The sequence below is a fragment of the Rothia mucilaginosa genome, assembly GCF_964211445.1.
Lineage (GTDB): Bacteria > Actinomycetota > Actinomycetes > Actinomycetales > Micrococcaceae > Rothia > Rothia mucilaginosa_E.
Window position 1 is genome coordinate 82,313 of the sequence record NZ_CAXOQT010000002.1, and the last position, 19,265, is coordinate 101,577.

At 56.3% G+C, this 19,265-nt stretch carries 12 protein-coding genes; 1 reads left to right on the top strand and 11 read right to left on the bottom strand.

Features of this window, described 5'->3' with window-relative positions; genetic code table 11:
- Positions 1–33 precede the first annotated feature (33 nt).
- The 3 genes from AB8E48_RS00930 to msrA all read right to left on the bottom strand — a co-directional run bounded on the left by AB8E48_RS00930 (position 34) and on the right by msrA (position 2,521).
- Entirely contained in the window at positions 34–834 is an 801-nt protein-coding gene (locus AB8E48_RS00930) for a DUF6318 family protein (protein WP_368885455.1), read from the bottom strand.
- A 142-nt stretch (positions 835–976) separates the two neighbouring features.
- Positions 977–1,753 carry a DUF6318 family protein gene (locus AB8E48_RS00935; protein WP_368885456.1) on the bottom strand — a complete coding sequence of 259 codons (777 nt, stop codon included), beginning with the start codon at positions 1,751–1,753 and terminating at the stop codon, positions 977–979.
- A gap of 246 nt (positions 1,754–1,999) precedes the next feature.
- Positions 2,000–2,521, bottom strand: a complete 522-nt coding sequence (gene msrA, locus AB8E48_RS00940) for a peptide-methionine (S)-S-oxide reductase MsrA (protein WP_368885457.1) — start codon at positions 2,519–2,521, stop codon at positions 2,000–2,002.
- 150 nt (positions 2,522–2,671) lie between these two features.
- Here msrA and AB8E48_RS00945 point away from each other — a divergent pair, with 150 nt between their 5' ends.
- The gene (locus AB8E48_RS00945) at positions 2,672–3,604 is read left to right on the top strand and encodes a Nif3-like dinuclear metal center hexameric protein (RefSeq protein ID WP_368885458.1); all 933 of its coding nucleotides are present in this window, start codon (positions 2,672–2,674) and stop codon (positions 3,602–3,604) included.
- 130 nt (positions 3,605–3,734) lie between these two features.
- On the opposite strand, the gene AB8E48_RS00950 is transcribed toward AB8E48_RS00945, so the two are convergent.
- The 8 genes from AB8E48_RS00950 to AB8E48_RS00985 all read right to left on the bottom strand — a co-directional run bounded on the left by AB8E48_RS00950 (position 3,735) and on the right by AB8E48_RS00985 (position 19,156).
- Positions 3,735–5,363, bottom strand: coding sequence for an S-layer homology domain-containing protein (locus tag AB8E48_RS00950; RefSeq protein WP_368885459.1), 1,629 nt, complete (start codon positions 5,361–5,363; stop codon positions 3,735–3,737).
- 338 nt (positions 5,364–5,701) lie between these two features.
- Positions 5,702–7,273, bottom strand: a complete 1,572-nt coding sequence (locus tag AB8E48_RS00955; protein ID WP_368885460.1) for a gluconolactonase — start codon at positions 7,271–7,273, stop codon at positions 5,702–5,704.
- A gap of 275 nt (positions 7,274–7,548) precedes the next feature.
- A complete protein-coding gene (locus tag AB8E48_RS00960; protein ID WP_368885461.1) occupies positions 7,549–9,114 on the bottom strand; it encodes an S-layer homology domain-containing protein in 1,566 nt (521 codons plus the stop codon).
- A gap of 367 nt (positions 9,115–9,481) precedes the next feature.
- The gene (locus AB8E48_RS00965; RefSeq protein ID WP_368885462.1) at positions 9,482–11,017 is read right to left on the bottom strand and encodes a peptidase; all 1,536 of its coding nucleotides are present in this window, start codon (positions 11,015–11,017) and stop codon (positions 9,482–9,484) included.
- Positions 11,018–11,379: 362 nt separating this feature from the next.
- Complete coding sequence (locus AB8E48_RS00970) at positions 11,380–13,353, bottom strand: gluconolactonase (RefSeq protein WP_368885463.1); 1,974 nt, start codon at positions 13,351–13,353, stop codon at positions 11,380–11,382.
- 317 nt (positions 13,354–13,670) lie between these two features.
- Positions 13,671–15,617 (bottom strand): gluconolactonase, encoded by a 1,947-nt coding sequence (locus tag AB8E48_RS00975; RefSeq protein WP_368885464.1) that lies wholly within the window; start codon positions 15,615–15,617, stop codon positions 13,671–13,673.
- Between the two features lie 376 nt (positions 15,618–15,993).
- Positions 15,994–16,875, bottom strand: coding sequence for a lysozyme (locus AB8E48_RS00980; protein WP_368885465.1), 882 nt, complete (start codon positions 16,873–16,875; stop codon positions 15,994–15,996).
- Between the two features lie 445 nt (positions 16,876–17,320).
- On the bottom strand, positions 17,321–19,156 hold the full coding sequence (locus AB8E48_RS00985; RefSeq protein ID WP_368885466.1) for an S-layer homology domain-containing protein: 1,836 nt from the start codon (positions 19,154–19,156) through the stop codon (positions 17,321–17,323).
- Between the last annotated feature and the right edge of the window lie 109 nt (positions 19,157–19,265).

Sequence of the window (19,265 nt, forward strand, 5' to 3'; positions counted from 1 at the left end):
CGGGGGAGAAGCCTATCTCAAGCTCCCAGAAATTTAGACAGAAGAAGAGCTCGAGGAAGAACCAGAAGCCGCCGAAGAAGAGCCATCCTCACTGGTGACCATAATCCACTTACCGTCCTTGTACTCCACACCAACCCTCGTCAGTTCCCGTGAACTATCCTCCATAAAGGGTTCGTCAGGGCCCTGACCTTCAGCGTGAATCTTCATATCCGCGCTGTAACTCATGTATCCCAACCAGTCATAGCGAATTCGGCTACCGGAAATTTTCTGCGGTGAATCAGAAAGCAACTCAAGAGTAATAGGAGTATCCGCACCGTAGAGCCAGCCCGCATTATTTTCATAGGCAACCGTCAAATTCCGGTAATTCTCCAGTGCATCCGCAGATTCAACCTTCTGCAGCGGCTCAGAATCACCGGTCATCAGCAGATAGTTGGAACTCGCCAACCAATAACCAACGAACGCGTAAATGCCGTCAACGTTCTGCTCGTTCATGTTCGCCGGAACGAGGGGCTTGGGCACGTTCTGTGCCTTATGAGTGGCGGTTGCCGGAATGTACTCGCCGTTCTTCTCGAAGTTATCGAACTTCACGAGGCCCTTATAAGGCTTGCCGGAAGAAGCAGATGCCGAAGTACTAGCCGAAGCACTGGGTGAGGCGCTAGCTGAATCGCTCGCGGATGCACTAGCAGAACCGGAAACGGGGCTTGACGCTGAGCCATCAGCCAGTGGACGAATATCGCTGGCACACGCAGTCAACGCGGCAAGTGCACCAGCGGCGGTTGCACCCAGCGCCACGCGACGACTCACGCCAGCAGAGATGGGGGAAGGGCTCATCATAATTGGCCTTTCAAAAGAGGTCAACAAAGGAAATAGAGTGAGTTGACACCCTTATCATACCCTAAAGTGTGTGAATGACTATCAAATGTTGCTATTCATATACTTTTGAGTAGAAGAAACCCAAAAAGCTGCAATTAGTGCACTAGGAAGCCGAGGGGCTCGCAGAATCCGAGCTCTTATCAGCATCCTTATCCTTCTGAGTGCTCATAAACCAAGCACCCTCCTTATACTCCACAACAATCCGCATCGCCTGGCCCTGAGAATCCTCAGCCCCCACAAGGGACTTATCGCGGTTATCGCCCTCGGTCAGATGCCTCTTCGCATTCTGATCAACCAGGGAACGAGCACGCCAGAAATAACGAATACGGTCACCCTCAATCTGCGTGGGAGTATCCGTCAACAGGTACACAGACATCGGCTCACTCGTGTCATAAATCCAGCCGCGCCCCGTCTCATAGAGCTTAACCATCGGCTCAAGCTCCTTATAGTAATCGCTGCTCGGATCCGTCTTCTTCAACGGCTCAATATCACCCGTCAGCGCCAAATAATTAAAACTAGAAATCCAATAGCCAATCAGCGCATAAATACCGTCAACGCTCAGCTCCTGCACCTTCTCCGGCATGATCGGTTTGGGTACGTTCTGCGCCTTCTGCTCAGCCGTAGCAGGAACATACTCGCCGTTCTTCTCAAAGTTATCGAAGATGACCTTACCCTGATACGACTTATTCGCAGGCGGTAGCGCCGACGAAGCAGACGGGCTCGCTGAAGCACTCGCGCTCGCCGAGCCAGACTCAGCAACATCAGCTGGCGGATGCACCGTACGCGCACACGCAGACACCACAGCGGCAAGACCAATACCGCCCACACCCAATACGGCGCGGCGGCTCAAAGCGATGGACTTAGAAGAAGAGCTAGTCATCAGCAGTCTTTCGAAGAGGTCAACAGATGAGGAGGAGGAGTGAGTCGACACCCCCATCATACCGGGCACACCTTAGAGCCACCGTAAAGCAACCGGCGAACAACAAATACCCGAGCATAGCCGAGCACAGGGGAGTGCAACCGGGTATAGACGGGTATAGGCGAAGAAGCCCCGCGGCCGTTGTTCCGAATATTTTCGAAGAAGGAACAACAGCCGCGGGGCAAAATAACTGGAGAGGCGTACAACCTAGCGGAGAAGATGCGCAAAATTACGGCGCGCCTTCGCCACCTTCGGGCTCACCACAAACGCACAATAACCCTGCGCCGGATTCAATGCGTAATAATTCTGGTGATACTCCTCAGCCTCATAGAACACACCCAGCGGCTTAATCTCCGTAACAATGGGGGAGGAATACAGCTGCTGAGCACGCGCCACCGCACGCTCAAACGCCTCACGCTGCTGCTCATCAGCGTAGAAAAGCACCGAACGGTACTGCGAACCGGTATCCGCACCCTGACGATCCCAGCTAGTCGGGTCGTGGCTCGTGAAGAAAATATCCAGCACCGTATCCAGGTCAATCACCTGCGGGTCAAAGCTGAGCTTCAGCGCCTCCTGGTGACCGGTCGTACCCGAACACACCGAACGATAATCAGGGTCGGGAGTCTCACCACCCGTATAACCGCAGACGCTCGCCTCAACGCCGCGGAACTGGCGGTACACCGCATCCAGGCACCAGAAGCAGCCGCCGGCAAGAACAACATCAGTCATGATTCCTCCTCGAATATTTAGCCTTGAACTAACACTTAGAAATCCACACTACCTAAAGAACACCGCAGGGCGGGCAGATATTCCTGAGCTCCCGCCTGCATCAGCGTAAACCGCCAGTACTCCCGCCGCGCCACCTGCCACAATAGAGGTATGACTGAAAAACTAGAAACCCCCACCCTCGCAGAAGTCGTCGACGCCTTCCACACGCTCTTCCCGCCGCAACTCGCCGCCGGATGGGACGCCTCCGGCCTCGTCGCCGGTCGCGCTGCCGCCAAAGTGAGCACCGTGCTCTTCGCGGTGGACGCCCTCACCGCTACCGCCGAGGAGGCTATCGCCGAAGGTGCGCAGCTGCTCATTACCCACCACCCGCTGCTGCTGCGCGGCGCAAAGTTCATCCCTGACAGCGACTACAAGGGCAACGTGCTGCACACCCTCATCGAGGGCGGATGTGGCCTGCTCGGCGCGCACACCAACGCCGATGCCGCCGTCGAAGGCGTAAACGAAGCACTCTGCGACGCTATCGGCCTCATCGACCGCGAACCGCTCACCGAGGCACAGACCCAGGTGCTCGACGAGCAGGAGCACGCGGTAGGTACCGGCCGCCTCGGCACCCTGCCCGAAGAAATCACCCTCAAGGAGCTCGCCGAGCGCCTCGCCGCGGCACTGCCCGCAACCGCCGGAGGCCTGCGCATCGCCGGACGTGCCGACCAGCCGATCCGCCGCGTCGCCCTCTGCGGTGGTGCCGGTGACTCCCTCTTCGACGCTGTGCGCGCCACCGACGCGCAGGTGTACATTACCGCAGACCTGCGTCACCACCCCGCCAGCGAGTTCCGTGAAACCGCACGCGTTACCGGCAGCAATATTGCGCTAATTGATTGCTCCCATCCGGCCAGTGAATCGCTGTGGTTGCGTTCGGCAGCCGACCGCTTGCGTGCCCTGCTCGCCGAGCGCGGCTTCGCCATCGAAACGAAGCTGTCCGCGCTGAACACCGACCCGTGGGACTTCACCGTCTCCACCGGCGTGGCAACCGGTCAGGATGCGCACTCGGCAAGCACCGCCGCAGCCCCCGCATGGGAACTCTAAGGCGAGAATTCTAGGGGCGAGAACTCTAGAAGAATCCGCGCGGATTCCCTCAGAGCGTACTCAGTGCGTAAGAGCCCGGGCACCCCGTCCATCGTGACGAGGTGCCCGGGCTAGAACCGGCCCTGCCTACTTAGTTGGCGATGCGATACAAGCCGGTAGTGATGGGGTTCAGCACACGATGCCGGTAATAAAACAACATCCAGTCCAACTCAATGCGGGTCACAGCATGATTCGGTTCAAACACGCCAGTCTCGGGAGTAATAACATTCTGCTGGGTAGCCCACAGAATCTCACGGTAGAACGCGGAATCCGGAGTAACATCCGGGAAGGACGAAACACCCGATACTTCCGGTGAACCAGACGCACGGTAAATCATTGCGGCAACGGTTGCATTCGTGAGACCGTCCTCCGCATGGAACTTTCCGTCAGGTCCGCCGAAAGTAACGCCCTTTTCGCGAGCCCAAATGTAGGCGGCGTAGTTCGGATCGTCCGTCTTCACATCCGGCCACGGGGAGACCGCCGGGAGATCCACCTTGGGGCTGCCCTTCATCTCATAAAGGGCGGAAGCCAGCTCACCGCGGGTGGCGGGCTGATTCCGTTCCTCGTCGTTCAGCGATGTCGAGAAGTACATACGTTCCTCTACGGGTACGTAAGCATTCGTGAACCGCTGGACACCTTCAAACTTCAAATCCTGGTGCGCCAAAAGAACGCCGCGGTGCTCCGGGGCAAAACCCACCATCGGGGTGATGAGAGTCTTATCCGTCTTGCTCGGGTAACCGTAGTCGCTCCACGCCTCAATGACGTACTGCTTGGACGGATCCAACGTGTTCGCGGGAATCTTGAGATTGACGAAAGCGAAGCCTCCCTCCAGGCTCCTCTCGTACTCATCATCGCCTTGGACGTAATGCTTCATCTCGCTCATAACCAGGACGGGGGAACCCGTGCCCTTCTCGCGAATGACGTACATCATGCCCTCAACGCCGGGGATGTCAGTCCCTACGAAGCCCTGACCCTGAATCAGCAGCTCCTGATCCTTCGTGGTGTCCTTCAAAGCATCGTATTTCAACTTAGGTGCGAAGGTATCGAAGTGATAATCATTGGTGCTCAGACCATGATGCGTCACAACGTTCTTGCGAGCCCAAATATCCTGAACGGTTGACTGCGGCTGACCCTCGGGCTCGGCAAGGATGCCAACCTCGTAACGCACCTTGTCCAGGGTCATATCCGGGAAATACTCCGTGAGGGTGTAGTAACTCGGCAAAGTATTAGCCTCAACCTTCAGCGGAGCGACAAAGGTGCCGTCCTCGTCAATGGTGAAGTCCTTGCCCTCCTCGAACCGCAGAAGAGTGTCGGTAATCTGCAGAGCGTTATAGGGGACGTTCTCCTCGGGTGCGATATAGATAACCACCTTGCCGTGCTGCTCACGCCACTCCTTGGTGAAGCCGGTGCCCACAACCGTAATTTTACTGTCCTCACCGGTGTACAGGCCGTCGCCCTCTTGCATGAAGACGTCACGGCCGTCCTGGTAGTAGTAATCCTCATAGACAACGGTGAAAGACGGCTCATCCGCGACATCCTGAGTTGCAGGAGCGGGGGTATTGGCAGTCGGCACGTTAGCCACAGGTGCATTTGCGGCGGGGGCTGCGTCCTGGGCCAGCACCGGGGTCATCGGCAGGACCATCGCGCTCGCCAGTACGAGCGCGCTACAGTTCCGAGCCGCGTGGAAGAATGAAGACTTAGAGTTCGGAAGCGAGGACATGAGACATCCTTAAGGTCATTTCTCCGGGGCTACGCGAGCTTACCGGCCGGCTGAGAATCTACCGTCGAATCTGCGCACGCCCTATGAGAAAAAGTGGTTGAAAATCCCCCCTCGGTTTCGGGGATATCCTCACCCTATCAAAGCGTTGAACGATTGTCAGGAAACACTCAAGGGGTACTTGAAGGTTCTTGGAAATCTCACACAGCGGTAGCTGTTAAAAGCTGATCCCCGTGCTCCCGAATAGAAAACCATTCGGGAACACGGGGGATTCAGAGAACTATCCGATGCGCCGCACTCTCCCTCAAGGTACGAGGGAGACGCAGGCGGTCTAAGCGACCTTACTTAGCGCGAGCCTGGAACGCCTCAATCAGAGTCTCCAGCTCACCATGAGTCACCATATGCTGAGCGTCAAAAGCACCGCTAGCGTTCAGCACCACCTTGTTCTGCTGAGCCCACAGAATCTCGCGGTAGAACGCCGAACCCGGAGCCACATCACTGTAGGGAGAGTTGCCCGTCACTGCGGGCGAACCAGCCGCACGGTAGGTGAACGCCGCAACGGTAGCATTCGAAATGCCGGCATCAGCATGGAACTTGCCGTCCGACCAGCCGAAGGTAATACCCTTCTGACGAGCCCACACGTAGGCGGGGAAGTTCGGGTCGTCGGTCTTCACATCCGGCCAGGGAGAAGTCTTGGGCAGCTTCACCTCGGGGGTGCCCGCCTGAATGTACAGGGCGGCCGCGAGCTCACCGCGGGTTGCGGGGGTCTTCAGCTTCTCATCGGAAGGATCAGGCTTCTGGCTGTCGTCCTTCTTGGGGTCCTGAGCGTTGGGCAGGTTCGCATCCTTGTAACCGTTCGTGCCGTTCAGATCCAGGTCCTGCCATGCGAGCAGGGTGCCGCGACCCTCAGTGGACTTGCCCACAACCGGTGCGAGCAGCTCGCCCGTCTCGCTGTAACCGTCATTAGCCCACACCTCAATCACGTATTTCTTCGAAGCATCCAGAGTGTTTGCCGGAAGATGCACGTTACCGTACAGGTTGCCGTCACGGTACGCCGACGACTCAGTGGGGTGATCAAACTCGATGATGTCACTGGTTGCCAGAACCGGGGTGTTCGAACCCTTCTCACGAACCACAAACTGAACACCCTTAACGGAGTGGATATCGCCGTTGAACCCCTGGCCACCAACGTTCAGATCCTGCGACTTCGCGGGATCAGCCACACCGTTGTAGCCCAGGCGCGGTGCGAACGGTGCCGGCTTCTCACCCAGAGTGCTCAGCACCTGGGTGCTCACCACGTTCTTGCTGGTCCACAGCTCCTGAGCGGTCAGAGGCTTCTGGCCCTTCTGCTCAGCAACCACGTGAATCTCGTAGCGGACATCGTACTTGGTGCCGCCGGTCGGATCGTGGAAGTTGTCATCATCAACGAAGTAGTAGGCGGCAAGCTTGTACGCCTCAACCTTCAGGTCAGCCTCAAAGGTGCCGTCATCGGCAATGGTGAAGTCCTGACCCTCCACGAAGCGCAGCATCTTCGAAGTCGGAATCTCGTAGCCGGACGGTGCGTAGTTCGCGGGGGCAATGTACAGCGCCACGGTGCCGTGCTGAGCACGCCACTCCTTGGTGTACCCCGCACCCTTCACATGAACGGTACCGCCCTCGGTCGTGATGAGGAAGGGGTTCACGCCGTCGTACTTGTAACCGTCAGGGATGGATACATCCAGGGTCGGGGTATCCGCAGCGTCCTGGTTACCTGCCTGCGGGGTGGCGGCAGCAACGGCTGCATCAGCGGCAGGAGCGGCATTCTGAGCCAGCGCCGGGGCCATCGGCAGAACCATGGCGCCAGCCAACGCCAGCGCGCCGCAACCCTGAGCTGCGCGGAGGAATGAAGACTTAGAGCTCGGAAGCGAGGACATAACACATCCTTAAAAGTTGTTTCTCGCAGGGCCCTGCGAGTTCACCGGCGGGTAGGGAATTCGCCGTTGAATCTGCTGCGCCCTATGAGAAAAGTGGGTGGAAGCCCCGTCGGTTTCGGGGACATTTTCACCCTATCAAACCTTCGAAATGATGTCAGGGAACACTCAAGAGAGACTTGAAGGTTCTGAGGTATTTCACAGGTTGATCAGCCGATAAAAACCGAACCCCGCGCACCCGGTGAGAAGAAGACTCTCAGGGTGCACGGGGTTATGACTCAGACTAGAAGCAACCCACCATAGTCAGTGCGGTTCTGAAAAATAAACATCATCTGCTCCAGCTCACCACGATTTACCATCGTGGTCGCCTCAAAAATACCCCTCTGCGGGTTAATGACACCATGCTGAGCAGACCACAAAATCTCACGGTAGAAGGCGGAACTCGGATTCACATCCGTAAACGAAGAAACACCGGAAACAGCTGGGGAACCTGCTGCACGGTAGGTGAACGCCGCAACAGTAGCGCGTGAAATACCTGCATCCGCATGAAACTTACCATCAGACCAGCCGAAGCTGATGCCCTTCTCACGAACCCAAATGTACGCAGCGTAGTTCGGGTCGTCTGTCTTTACATCCGGCCACGGGGAGACCGCCGGGAGGTTCACCTTGGGGGCGCCAGCTTGAAGGTACAGTGCCGCAGCTAGCTCACCGCGAGTAGCACGCTGCTGCTGTTCCTCATCGCTAAGCTTTGAGAAGAGATGCTTATACTTGGGCTTGGGTAGAGATACATTCGTGAATTCCTCAAGACCTTCAAACTTCAAGTCCTGACGGCCCATAAGGACACCGCGGTGCTCCGGCGCCAAACCCACAATCGGGGTGATGAGAGTCTTATCCGTCTGGTTGACATAGCCATAGTCGCTCCATGCTTCAAGGACATACTGCTTAGACGGATCCAGAGTGTTCGCGGGAATTTTGATGGTGCGGTAAACAGCGTTTCCCCACAGCGCCATTACGCCATCGCTACGTTCGTAGTAGCGCTCCATCTCGCTCATGAGCAGGACGGGGGTGCCGGTGCCCTTCTCTCGAATCGTGTACATGACACCCTCACGACCGGGGAGCTCATACGCGCTGAAACCCTCACCCTTAATCATCAGCTCTTGATCTTTCGTGGTGTCCTTCAGTGGATCGTACCTCCAGTGGGCCCCGATAATTTCAGGATGGCGACGGGTATATATTGGCTTGTGAATAGCCACGTTCTTACGAGCCCAAATATCCTCAATGGTCGGCCACGGCTGATCCTCGCCCACGGTGAGGATGCCAATCTCATAGTGCACATCCTCCCCGCGGAAATACGGGACCCCATAAGCGGGGGTGTAGAAACTCTCCAGGTCGCCATATCTGATCGTCAGCTCTGCCTCAAAAGTGCCGTCATCGGCAATAGGGAAACGCCAACCTTCTTCAAAGAAACGCACCGACCTTGAAGGCTCAACGTTATCGGGATGATACTCTGTAGCGGCAATGTAAAGGACTGCCTTGCCGTGCTGCTCACGCCATTCCTTGGTGAGGCCGGTGCCCTTCACCGTAATTTGGTTGTACTCATCGGTGTACAAAGCAGCGCCTTCCCCATAATCAATGGTGAAAGACGGCCCATCCGTGACGTCCTGAGAAACCGGGGACGCGGTATTGGCAACCGGTGCGTTAGGGGTAGAAATGTTAGTGACCGGTGCTGTATCCTGAGCCAGCGCCGGAGTCATCGGCAGAACCATAGCGCCAGCCAACATGAGAGCGCAACAACCCTGCGTTGCACGGCGGAATGAAGACTTAGAACTCGGAAGTGAGGACATAAAGCATCCTTATGGTACGTCCCATTGGATGTTTGCAATTCCTGCAGGATGATTTCCGGCCGAATCTTCACCGTCGAAGTTGCGCTAATCCAATAAGAAAATCGTTGATTATCCCCATCGGTTTTGGGGGTAGCCTCAGCATATCAAACCCTTAATGAGAAGTCGCGAGAAATCTCAAGGAATAGTTGAAAGTTTTGAATTTTTGTGCCGCAATGATTCCGCGAGCACCCAAAAATAGTGCAGAAAAAAGCAGAGAAAACGGGCATAGAAAACCCCGTGTTCCCGAATAGAAAAACCATTCTGGAACACGGGGTATTCAGCTTAGAAATAGTCCGCCTTACTTGGCTTGGTTCTACTTGGCACCGTTCTACTTAGCTCGATTCTGGAAGTTGAACAGCATCTGCTCCAGCTGACCACGATTCACCAGGTCCGTCGCATTAAAAGCGCCGAAATCCGGATTAATGACATACTGCTGCGTGGACCACAGAATCTCACGGTAGAAGGCGGAACTCGGATTAACATCCGTGAACGAAGAAACACCAGAAACAGCCGGAGAGCCCGCTGCACGGTAGGTGAACGCCGCAACCGTAGCGTTCGAAATGCCTGCATCCGCGTGGAACTTACCATCCGACCAGCCGAAAGTAATGCCCTTCTGACGAGCCCACACGTAGGCGGCATAGTTCGGGTCGGTGGTCTTCACATCCGGCCAGGGGGAGACTGCCGGGAGATTCACCTTGGGGCTACCAGCCTGAGCGTACAGCGCAGCCGTCAGCTCACCGCGAGTAGCGCGCTGCTGCTGCTCCTGGTAGGTGAGCTTCGAAATCAGGCTCTTGTACTCTCCCTTAGGCACGGTAGCATCCGCGAAGTCCTGAACACCCTCAAACTTCAGATCCTGACGGCCCATAAGAACACCGCGGTGCTCCGGCGCCAAACCCACAATCGGGGTGATGAGGGGCCTGTCCTTCTTGGTGAGGTCGTAGTCGTAGTCGCTCCACGCCTCAATGACGTACTGCTTAGACGGATCCAGAGTGTTTGCGGGGATCTTGATGGTGCGGTAAAGAGTGCCTCCCTCCAGGCGGGTTACGCCATCGGGACCTTCATAGTAGGACTTCATATCGCTCATCGCCAGGACGGGGGTGCCGGTGCCCTTCTCACGAATCACGTACATGGCACCCTCACGGCCGGGCAGCTCCTCACCAACGAAACCCTCACCCTGGACCAGCAGTTCCTGATCCTTCGTGGTGTCCTTCAGAGCATCATACTTCCACTTAGGTGCCATGACTTCAGGATGGTAGGCGCGGGTGTACATCGGGTGGTGGGCGATAACGTTCTTGCGAGCCCAAATATCCTCAATACTCGACTGCGGCTGGCCCTTAGCCTCGGTCAAAATACCCGTCTCGTAACGCACCTCATCCAGGGTGATACCCGGGAAATAATCGATGGGAGTGTAGAAACTCTCCAGAGCCTTAGCCTTGATGGTCAGCTTTGCCTCAAAAGTGCCGTCATCGGCAATGGTGAAGTCCTTACCCTCTTCAAAGCGGAGCATCGACGTTGAAGGCTCGGCGTTACCGGGGCGATCCTTCGTGGCAGCAATGTAGAAGACAACGGTGCCGTGCTGCTCACGCCATTCCTTGGTGAAACCGGTACCCTTCAGAGTCACGGTGCCGCCCTCACCGGTGTACAGAATGCCGTCATAGTCGGTGGAGTACGTCGGCTGCGCGGCAGCGTCCTGAGCTGCCGGCTTGGGGGTTACAGCATTTGCTGCCGGTGCATTAGCGGCAGGTGCTGCATCCTGGGCAAGCGCCGGAGCCATCGGCAAAACCATCGCGCCAGCCAGCGCCAATGCACCGCAACCCCGTGCTGCACGGAGGAAAGAAGACTTGGAGTTCGGAAGCGTGGACATACATCATCCTAACGGGTCGTACCCACCGGGATGATGCAGGTTCATAGGGTTCCTGGGGGTGAGAAAACTCCATCGAATCTGCGCCAACCCAATGAGAAAGTGGTCGAATATCCCCGTCGGTTTCGGGGACATTTTCACCCTATCAAAGGGGTGAACAGATGTCAGGAAACACTCAAGAGAGGCTTGAAGGTTCTGAGGTTTTTCACGGGTTGATCAGCCACTAAAAATTGAACCCAGCAAGCTAAACTCAGCAAGCTAAACCCCGAAAACAGAACCCCGCGCTCCCGAATAGAAACACCACTCGGAAACACGGGGTTATTCGTGCGACTAGTCGATAAGTAGAGCCAGTTTAGCGAGCTAGCTTAGCGAGACTGGAAAGCAGTCAGAACAGTCTCCAAGTGGCCGCGAGTCAGCAGCTGCTTAGGAAGGAAATACTGACCACCGTACACAGTAGGCAAGTTCTGGCTAGCCCACAGAATCTCACGATAGAACGGAGCACCAGGCTTAACATCCACGTAGGGGGAATTACCCGTCACCGCAGGAGAACCCGCCGCACGGTAAGTAAACGCTGCAACGGTAGCGTTCGAAATACCAGCGTCAGCGTGGAACTTGCCGTCCGACCAGCCGTAGCTGATGCCCTTCTCACGAACCCAAATGTACGCAGCGTAGTTCGGGTCGTCAGTCTTCACATCCGGCCAGGGAGAGACTTCCGGCAGCTTCACCTCGGGCGCGCCAGCCTGAAGGTACAGAGCCACCGCCAACTCACCGCGAGTAGCGCGTTCCTTGCGCTGCTCATCGGTCAGGCTAGGCTTCTTATCATCAGTGTTGGACGCATCAGAACCCTTAAAATTCAGGTCCTGAGAAGCCAGCAGAGTACCGCGGCCCTCGGGTACCTTACCCACCACGGGAGCGACAAACTCGCCGTCCTCGTAACCGTTGTTACCCCACACCTCCACGACGTACTTCTTCGCCGGATCCAGAGTGTTCGCCGGGACCTTGACGCTACCGGACAGCTCACCGTTTACGAACTCAAAGGCTCGGTCGTGGTGGTTGTACTCAATAAGGTCACTGGTTGCCAGAACCGGGGTGTTCGAACCCTTCTCACGGATTACATACTGAACACCCTTGGGGGAAGCAATCTCACCGTAGAAGCCGGTACCCGAGAAGTAAATATCCTGATCTGCCGCGGTGTCACCCAGAGCCTTGTACTCCACCTTGGGAGCAAACTTCTCAGGGCGGTACGCCTGAGTCTGTACCGCAATACGTTGCACCACGTTCTTACCAGCCCACAGGTCCTTAACCGTCAGCTGGGGGTCGCCCTGCTTCTCAGCAACCAGGTCAACCTCGTAACGCACCTCGTAACGCGGGATACCGGGGAAGTAGTTGCGAGGCTCGTAGTAGTTCAGCAGAGCGCCCGGCTTGACGGTCAGCTGAGCATCCAGGGTGCCGTCCTCGGCAATGGTGAAGTCCTTACCCTCCTCAAAACGGAGCAGAACATCGTCAGCGGGCAAAAGATTAGCGCCAGCAGGAACACCCTGAGAAGCAGTCATATAAACAGCCACATTGCCGTGCTTCTCACGCCATTCCTTCGTGAAACCCGAACCCTTCACGTGAACGGCGCCGCCCTCGGAGGTGTACAGCAGCTGAGCCTTGCCGTCGTACAGAACCTCAAACGTCGGGGTAGACTCCTGGGTGGCCTTAGCGCCCGGAACATCCGCAGCCTGCGAACCATCAGAACCATTGAAGTTCAGCGCCTGAGAAGCAAGCAGGGTGCCGCGGCCCTCGGGTGCCTTACCTACGACAGGGGTAATGAACTCGTCGTTATCGTAGCCGTTGTTACCCCACACCTCAACGGTGTACTGCTTCGCCGTATCCAGGGTGTTAGCGGGAATCTTAACGTTACCGTTGAGGAGTCCATGCTGGTACTGGGACGAATACTCGGGGTCGTTGTACTCGATGATGTCGCTAATAGCCAGAACCGGGGTGTTCGAACCCTTCTCGCGAACAAGAATCTGCACACCCTTGGGGGACTGAATGTCACCGTTGAAGTCCCAACCGGAGAAGCGAAGCTCCTGATCCTTGGACGTATCAGTCAGAGCGTTGTAACGCCAATGAGGAGCGAAAGCATCAGCCTCAGCCTTCTGGGCGACAGCGGCCTTCGGAGCAGGGTCAGCCGGCAGAGAACCAGCCGCCGCAGCTGCAGGCGCATCTGCAGTAGCATTCTGGGCAAGTGCCGGAGCCATCGGCAAAACCATCGCGCCAGCCAACGCCAATGCACCGCAACCCCGTGCTGCACGGAAGAAGGACGAAGCCTTGAAATTCGGAAGAGCGGACATAATCATTCCTTATCGGTCGAACCCATCGCGCCGATGCAGTTTCTAAAAGGTGGTGAGGAATCTTCGTCGAATCTGCGCCAACCCAATGAGAAATGGTCGAATATCCCCGTCGATTCAGGGGACACTTTCACCCTAGCAAAGGGTTGAACAGATGTCAGGAACACTCAAGAGAGACTTGAAGGTTCTGAGGGTTTTCCCAGGTTGACCAGCCGCTAAGAACCCAGCACGCTGAACTTCGAAAAACAGAACCCCGTGCTCCCGAACAGAAAAACCATTCGGGAACACGGGGTTATTCAGAGGGGGCTATCTTAGCGAACCTAGAAAGCCATCATTAGAACCTCCAGCTCACCGCGAGTCACCATATGCTTGGGGTCAAACGTGCCGCTGGTGCTTAGCGCAACCCTGTTCTGACCAGCCCACACAATCTCACGGAAGAACGCAGAATCCGGGGTCAGATCAGTGTACGAGTGCCAGTCATGATCAAGGGTAGGGGAACCCGCTGCACGGTAGGTGAACGCCGCAACCGTAGCGTTCGAGATGCTTGCCTCCGCATGGAACTTACCATCAGACCAGCCGAAGGTGATGCTCTTCTGGCGAGCCCATACGTAGGCGGCGTAGTTCGGGTCGGTGGTCTTTACATCCGGCCAGGGGGAGACCGCCGGGAGGTCCACCTTGGGGCTACCAGCCTGAGCGTACAGTGCCGCCGTCAGCTCGCCGCGGGTAGCGCGTTCCTTACGCTGCTCATCAGTCAGGCTGGGCTGCTTACCCTCATCAGCGTCAGACCCCTTGAAGTTCAGGTCCTGAGAAGCCAACAGCTCACTGCGACCCTCAGGTGCCTTGCCCACCACAGGGCCGGCATTCTCGCCGTTCTTGTAGCCGTTGTTAGTCCAAACCTCCACCACGTACTTTTTCGCCGGATCCAGAGTATTCGCCGGAACCTTCACGACGCCGCGTACCTTGCCGTTCTTGAACTCAGAAATATGGCTAGGGTGGTTATATTCAAAAATGTCGCTCGTCCCCAGAACCGGGGTGTTTGAGCCCTTCTCACGAATCACATACTGAACACCCCTGGAGAAGTTAAACTGGCCGTAGAAGCCGGTACCCAAGAAGTAAATGTTCTGATCAGCGGTAGTATCACCCAGAGCCTTGTACTCCACCTTGGGAGCAAACGGGCTGGGTCGGAACGCCTGAGTGTACAGCGCACTATGAAACAGTACGTTCTTGCCAGCCCGCAGATCATCAAGGGTCATCTGGGGCTGACCCTGTTTCTCGGTAAACATGCCAATCTCATAATTCACCTCGTAACGCTTCTCGTAACTCGGAGCACCGGGGAAGGGGATGCGAGGCTCGTAGTAGTTCTGCAGCTCACCGGGCTTGACCCTCAACTGAGCATTCAGGGTGCCGTTTTCAGCAATGGTGAAATCCTTACCCTCCTCAAAACGGAGCAACACATCCTTAGCAGGCAGGAAATCACCGTCGTCAGGAACACCCCGAGAAGTAGCAATATAAAACACTACTTTGCCGTGCTTCTCATGCCACTCCTTGGTGTAGCCCCAACCCTTCACATGGATGGTGCCGCCCTCAGCGGTGTACAGGTACGAATCCTCGCCGTCGTACCGATACCTGAACGTAACCTTTTGCGGGGTCTTACCCGGAATATCCGCAGCTGTCGTGCCGTCAGAGCCTTCGAAGTCCAGCTCCTGGGTAGCCAGCAGGGTACCGCGACCCTCGGGTGCCTGACCCACGACGGGGGTAATGAACTCGTCGCCCTCATAGCCGTTGTTACCCCACACCTCGATAACATAATCCTTTTCCTTATCCAGGGTGTTTGCCGGAATCTTCGCCGTACCGTGGATGTAGCCGCTCTGGTAAGCGAAAGCCAGATTCTCGTGGTTATATTCAACGATGTCGCTAACCACCAGAACCGGGGAGTTCAAACCCACCTCTCGCACAACAACCTGAACACCCTTCGGGGAGTTAAAATCACCCTCAAACCCCCAACCCCAGAAGTCCAGAACCTGATCCTCGTCAGTGTTCTGCAACGAGTGGTAGCCCAAATGGGGATTAAACTCAGTAGAAGTATCAGTGGGATTCTCACGGACGCGATCACCCGGCAGAGAACCAGCCGCTACAGGAGTATCTGCAGTAGCATTCTGGGCAAGCGCCGGAGTCACCGGCAGAATAATCGCACCCGCCAGCGCCAGTGCACTGCAGCTGCGAGTTGCATACAGGAGTGAAGACTTAGAGTTCGGAAGAGCGGACATAAACATTCCTTATCGGTCATGTCCATTGCGCCGATGCAGGTTCTAAATAGGAATGAGAAATCTCCGTCGAATCTGCACCAACCCAATGAGAAGTGGTTGAGTGTCCCCATCGGTTCAGGAAACACTCTCACCCTAACAAACCTTCAAGTAGAAATTGGTACGTTACTCAAGAAAAACTTGAACCTTCCGAAATATTTCACTGCGTGCATGATGCTGCGCACAGGAAACCCAAAACCCAGGCGGCCCCAACCCCCAGGCAACCCCGCGCACAGTCCTCAAAATACGAGCGGCCCCGCACTCCCAACAAGGAGCACAGGGCCGCCAAACACACTAACCAAACGCTAAAGCAAAGCGTCAAAAATACGAAGTGTAAAAACTACGAAGTGCGGAAGTATAGGTACATCATCATCGCAACACGACCGCGGGACGTCTGAGCCGTAGGCTCAAAAGCATTACCCTCAGACACCGTCGACACGCCATGGCGCGAAGCCCACACAATCTGACGGTAGAACGGAGTCGCAGACGAAACATCGCTAAACGGGGAAGTACCCGACATCTGAATCTTCTGCGCACCATCAGCGCGGTACAGAAGCGCCGCAGCGGAAGCATTCGACAGGCGCGCCTCCGCATGGAACTTACCATCAACCCAACCGGACGTAATACGCTCCTGACGCGCCCACAGGTACGCATCATAGTTCGGGTCAGACTCATCAACATCCGCATACGGCGAATGCTCCGGACGGGCCACCGCCGGCGCACCCGCCAGCTTATAGAACATGGTGATCAACTCGCCACGAGCCACCGGATCCTCAGCACCAAACTGGTCCTCAGAAACCGGCTCCATCGTCTGGGTGCGAACAGCCCAACGGATACCCGCATAGTACGCAGAATCCTCAGGGGCATCAGCAAAAATAGTGTTCGCATCCGGCGCGGTCACGGACGGACGCAGAATCTTCGGGCCCTGGGTCGAAGAACTCGACACCAGAGCAGAAGTAGAAATCGCCGAAGCGGTCGCCGGCGCAGCAGTATCCGCCGAAGAAAGACGCGCCTCCGACGGATCATAAAAAGAGAAAAGAGGTGAGAACGGCAGATACAAAACACCCGCCAGCGCCACAGCGCCAACAGCCAGCTCAATACGGCGGCGCTTACGCTTCTTCGACTCAGCCTGAGAAGAAGCCTCGGAGGTGCCCTCCGGTGCCAGCAGAGGTGCAGAAGAATTATGGGCAGTATCAGTCGACTGCTTAAAATCCTGGGACATAAATCCTCAATGTGGTTGATGTATCGGTGTGTAATGGGCTCCCTATAGTTCTACGCACCCAGCCGGATAAGGGCGCGCACCAAGGGGGCCCAACAGTCCTAAGCATAAACCACAGCTTGAAAAATATTAATTTACACTCCACAGAACATTCTTAAAAAGGGGAGTGGAGCACCCCAAAAATCCGCCCAATAGCGGGTACCGCATGAGGTGCGCCCCACATGCGGTACAGCCCACACTAGCGTGGCAACCGGCAAAAAGACCCCGAAAAACCGCGGAACATTAGCGGACAACAGCTCCGATCACGCCCCTTGAGGCGCCCTGTAAGCACCTTGTAGCTGCCCCGCAAGGGCACAGAAAAGCCGGGCCAGCGGTGATGAAACCAACGTTTCATCGCCGCCAGCCCGGCATAATCCCTAGAACCTAAACCCAGCGAACTAGCAAAACCCTAGCGGACCTTGTAGTTCATCAAGAAACCAGCCAGCTCACCACGGCTCACCAGCGCAGACGGGTGGTACTCAGAACCCGGGAAAACCTGCAGCTTCTGCTGCTTAGCCCAAGCAATCTCACGGTAGAACGCAGAACCGACCTTCACATCGGTGTACGGCGCCTCAGCCACAGCAACCGACTTCTTACCATCGAAACGGTACAGGAACGCCGCAACAGTAGCGTTAGAAACAGACGCATTCGCGTGGAACTTACCATCAGACCAGCCGAAAGTAATGCCCTTCTGACGAGCCCAAATGTACGCAGCGTAGTTCGGGTCATCAGTCTTCACATCCGGGTACGGGCTCGTAGCCGGCAGGGTAACCTTCGGGGAACCAGCCATGCGGTACAGCGCAACAGTCAGCTCGCCGCGGGTCGCATCATCATTAACGCCGAACCAATCCTTCTCACGAGAATCAATCAGCTTCTGATCAGCAGCCCACAGAACAGCCTTGTGGTTCGCGTGAGCAGCCGGAACATCAGCGAAACGCTCACGAGCCTTCTTGTTCGCAGACTCACCGGTCAGAGTCAGGTAATCAGCCGCGATGCGCTCACGCTGACCATCGGCGTAGTTGATGGTTACGAAAATAGCGTAGTGGCTATCCTCATCCAGCTTGGTGCCGTCAACGTTAACGGTCGTCTCAAACGCGCCGGTCGCCACACGGTCAGCGTTCAGAGTGATGCTATCTAGAGCCTCACCGGTCGGGTTGCCGTCAGCCTCAGCAGCCGAGAACAGCACGTTCACGGTAGCACCAGCGGGAACGTCGAAATCCTTACCCTTCACACGGATAGTGGTCGAAGAGCTCAGATCCACCTTGTCAGTGCTCAAAGAAACCGAAGGAGACGCCTTCTTAACGTTCTCGCCGTTCACCGGAACAAACGCCTGAGTGCTCAGCGCCTGGCTGTTCGCCTCATCGTTATCTTCCGGAACGTTGAACTCGAAAGTCTGCACAACATAGGAGCTACCAGACTTCAGGGTGCCCGCCGGGATGTCCAGAACAGTCGAGAAACGGCCGTTGGTGTAACCCATGTACTGACCAAAGAAAGCAGAGTAGGAGGTGAACTTAGCCTCCGACTGCGCCAGTGCGGGGCCGGTCGCCTTACCGGTCGCCGGATCAACCGCACGAACCGCAACAATCAGCGACTCGCTACCGTTGTACGAAATGTTCTGGAAGCCAGCACCGTTCACGGTGACCTTAGTGTTCTCAGAAGCATTCACCGACGAAGCGCCGTACGACAGGGTCGGGGAATCAACGGCGGGAACATCCGCAACCTTCAGTTCAGCACGAACCTCATCCGAGGGAATCCAGCCGTCTTCAGCGTCATCGCGGTAACCGAGCACAACATCGAAGGACGAGCCATTGGCCTCCAGATAGTTAGCGCCGATAGAAGCGGTCAGGTTCACGGAACCGTCAGCCGCAAAAGCGGACGCGGGAACATCCTGAACATAGAACGGGTAATCACGCGGGCGGTGCGGCGGGAAAGCAACGCTTTCACCCTTCGGAACAACGTACAGGCGGAACGACTTGCCCTTGACGAAGTCCTTGGAGAAACCGGAGCCGCTAACCGTCACGTTGCCGCCCTTGAGAATGTCAAAAGTGCCGGAGGTAACCTGCAGACGCTGAGCACCCTGAGCCTCGCCCTGCTCAACAGCCTGGGTTGCTACCGGAGTAGCAGTAGGCGCCGCAAATGCGGGGGAGAGGGGCAAGAGCATGGCGCCCGCCAGGGTGATGGCGCAGCCGCTCTTGGCCATGTTTTTGGGTAGCGCAAAGCGCATGTGGTTGGGAAGTGAGGACATTGTAATCCAATCAGTTTTTATCGGTGTCACGCATCGAGTGTGGTGCGCATAAACACCGTAGCAAATAGATAAGACGTGCTGGAACCTGAAAGGTCATCAGCGCGAAAAT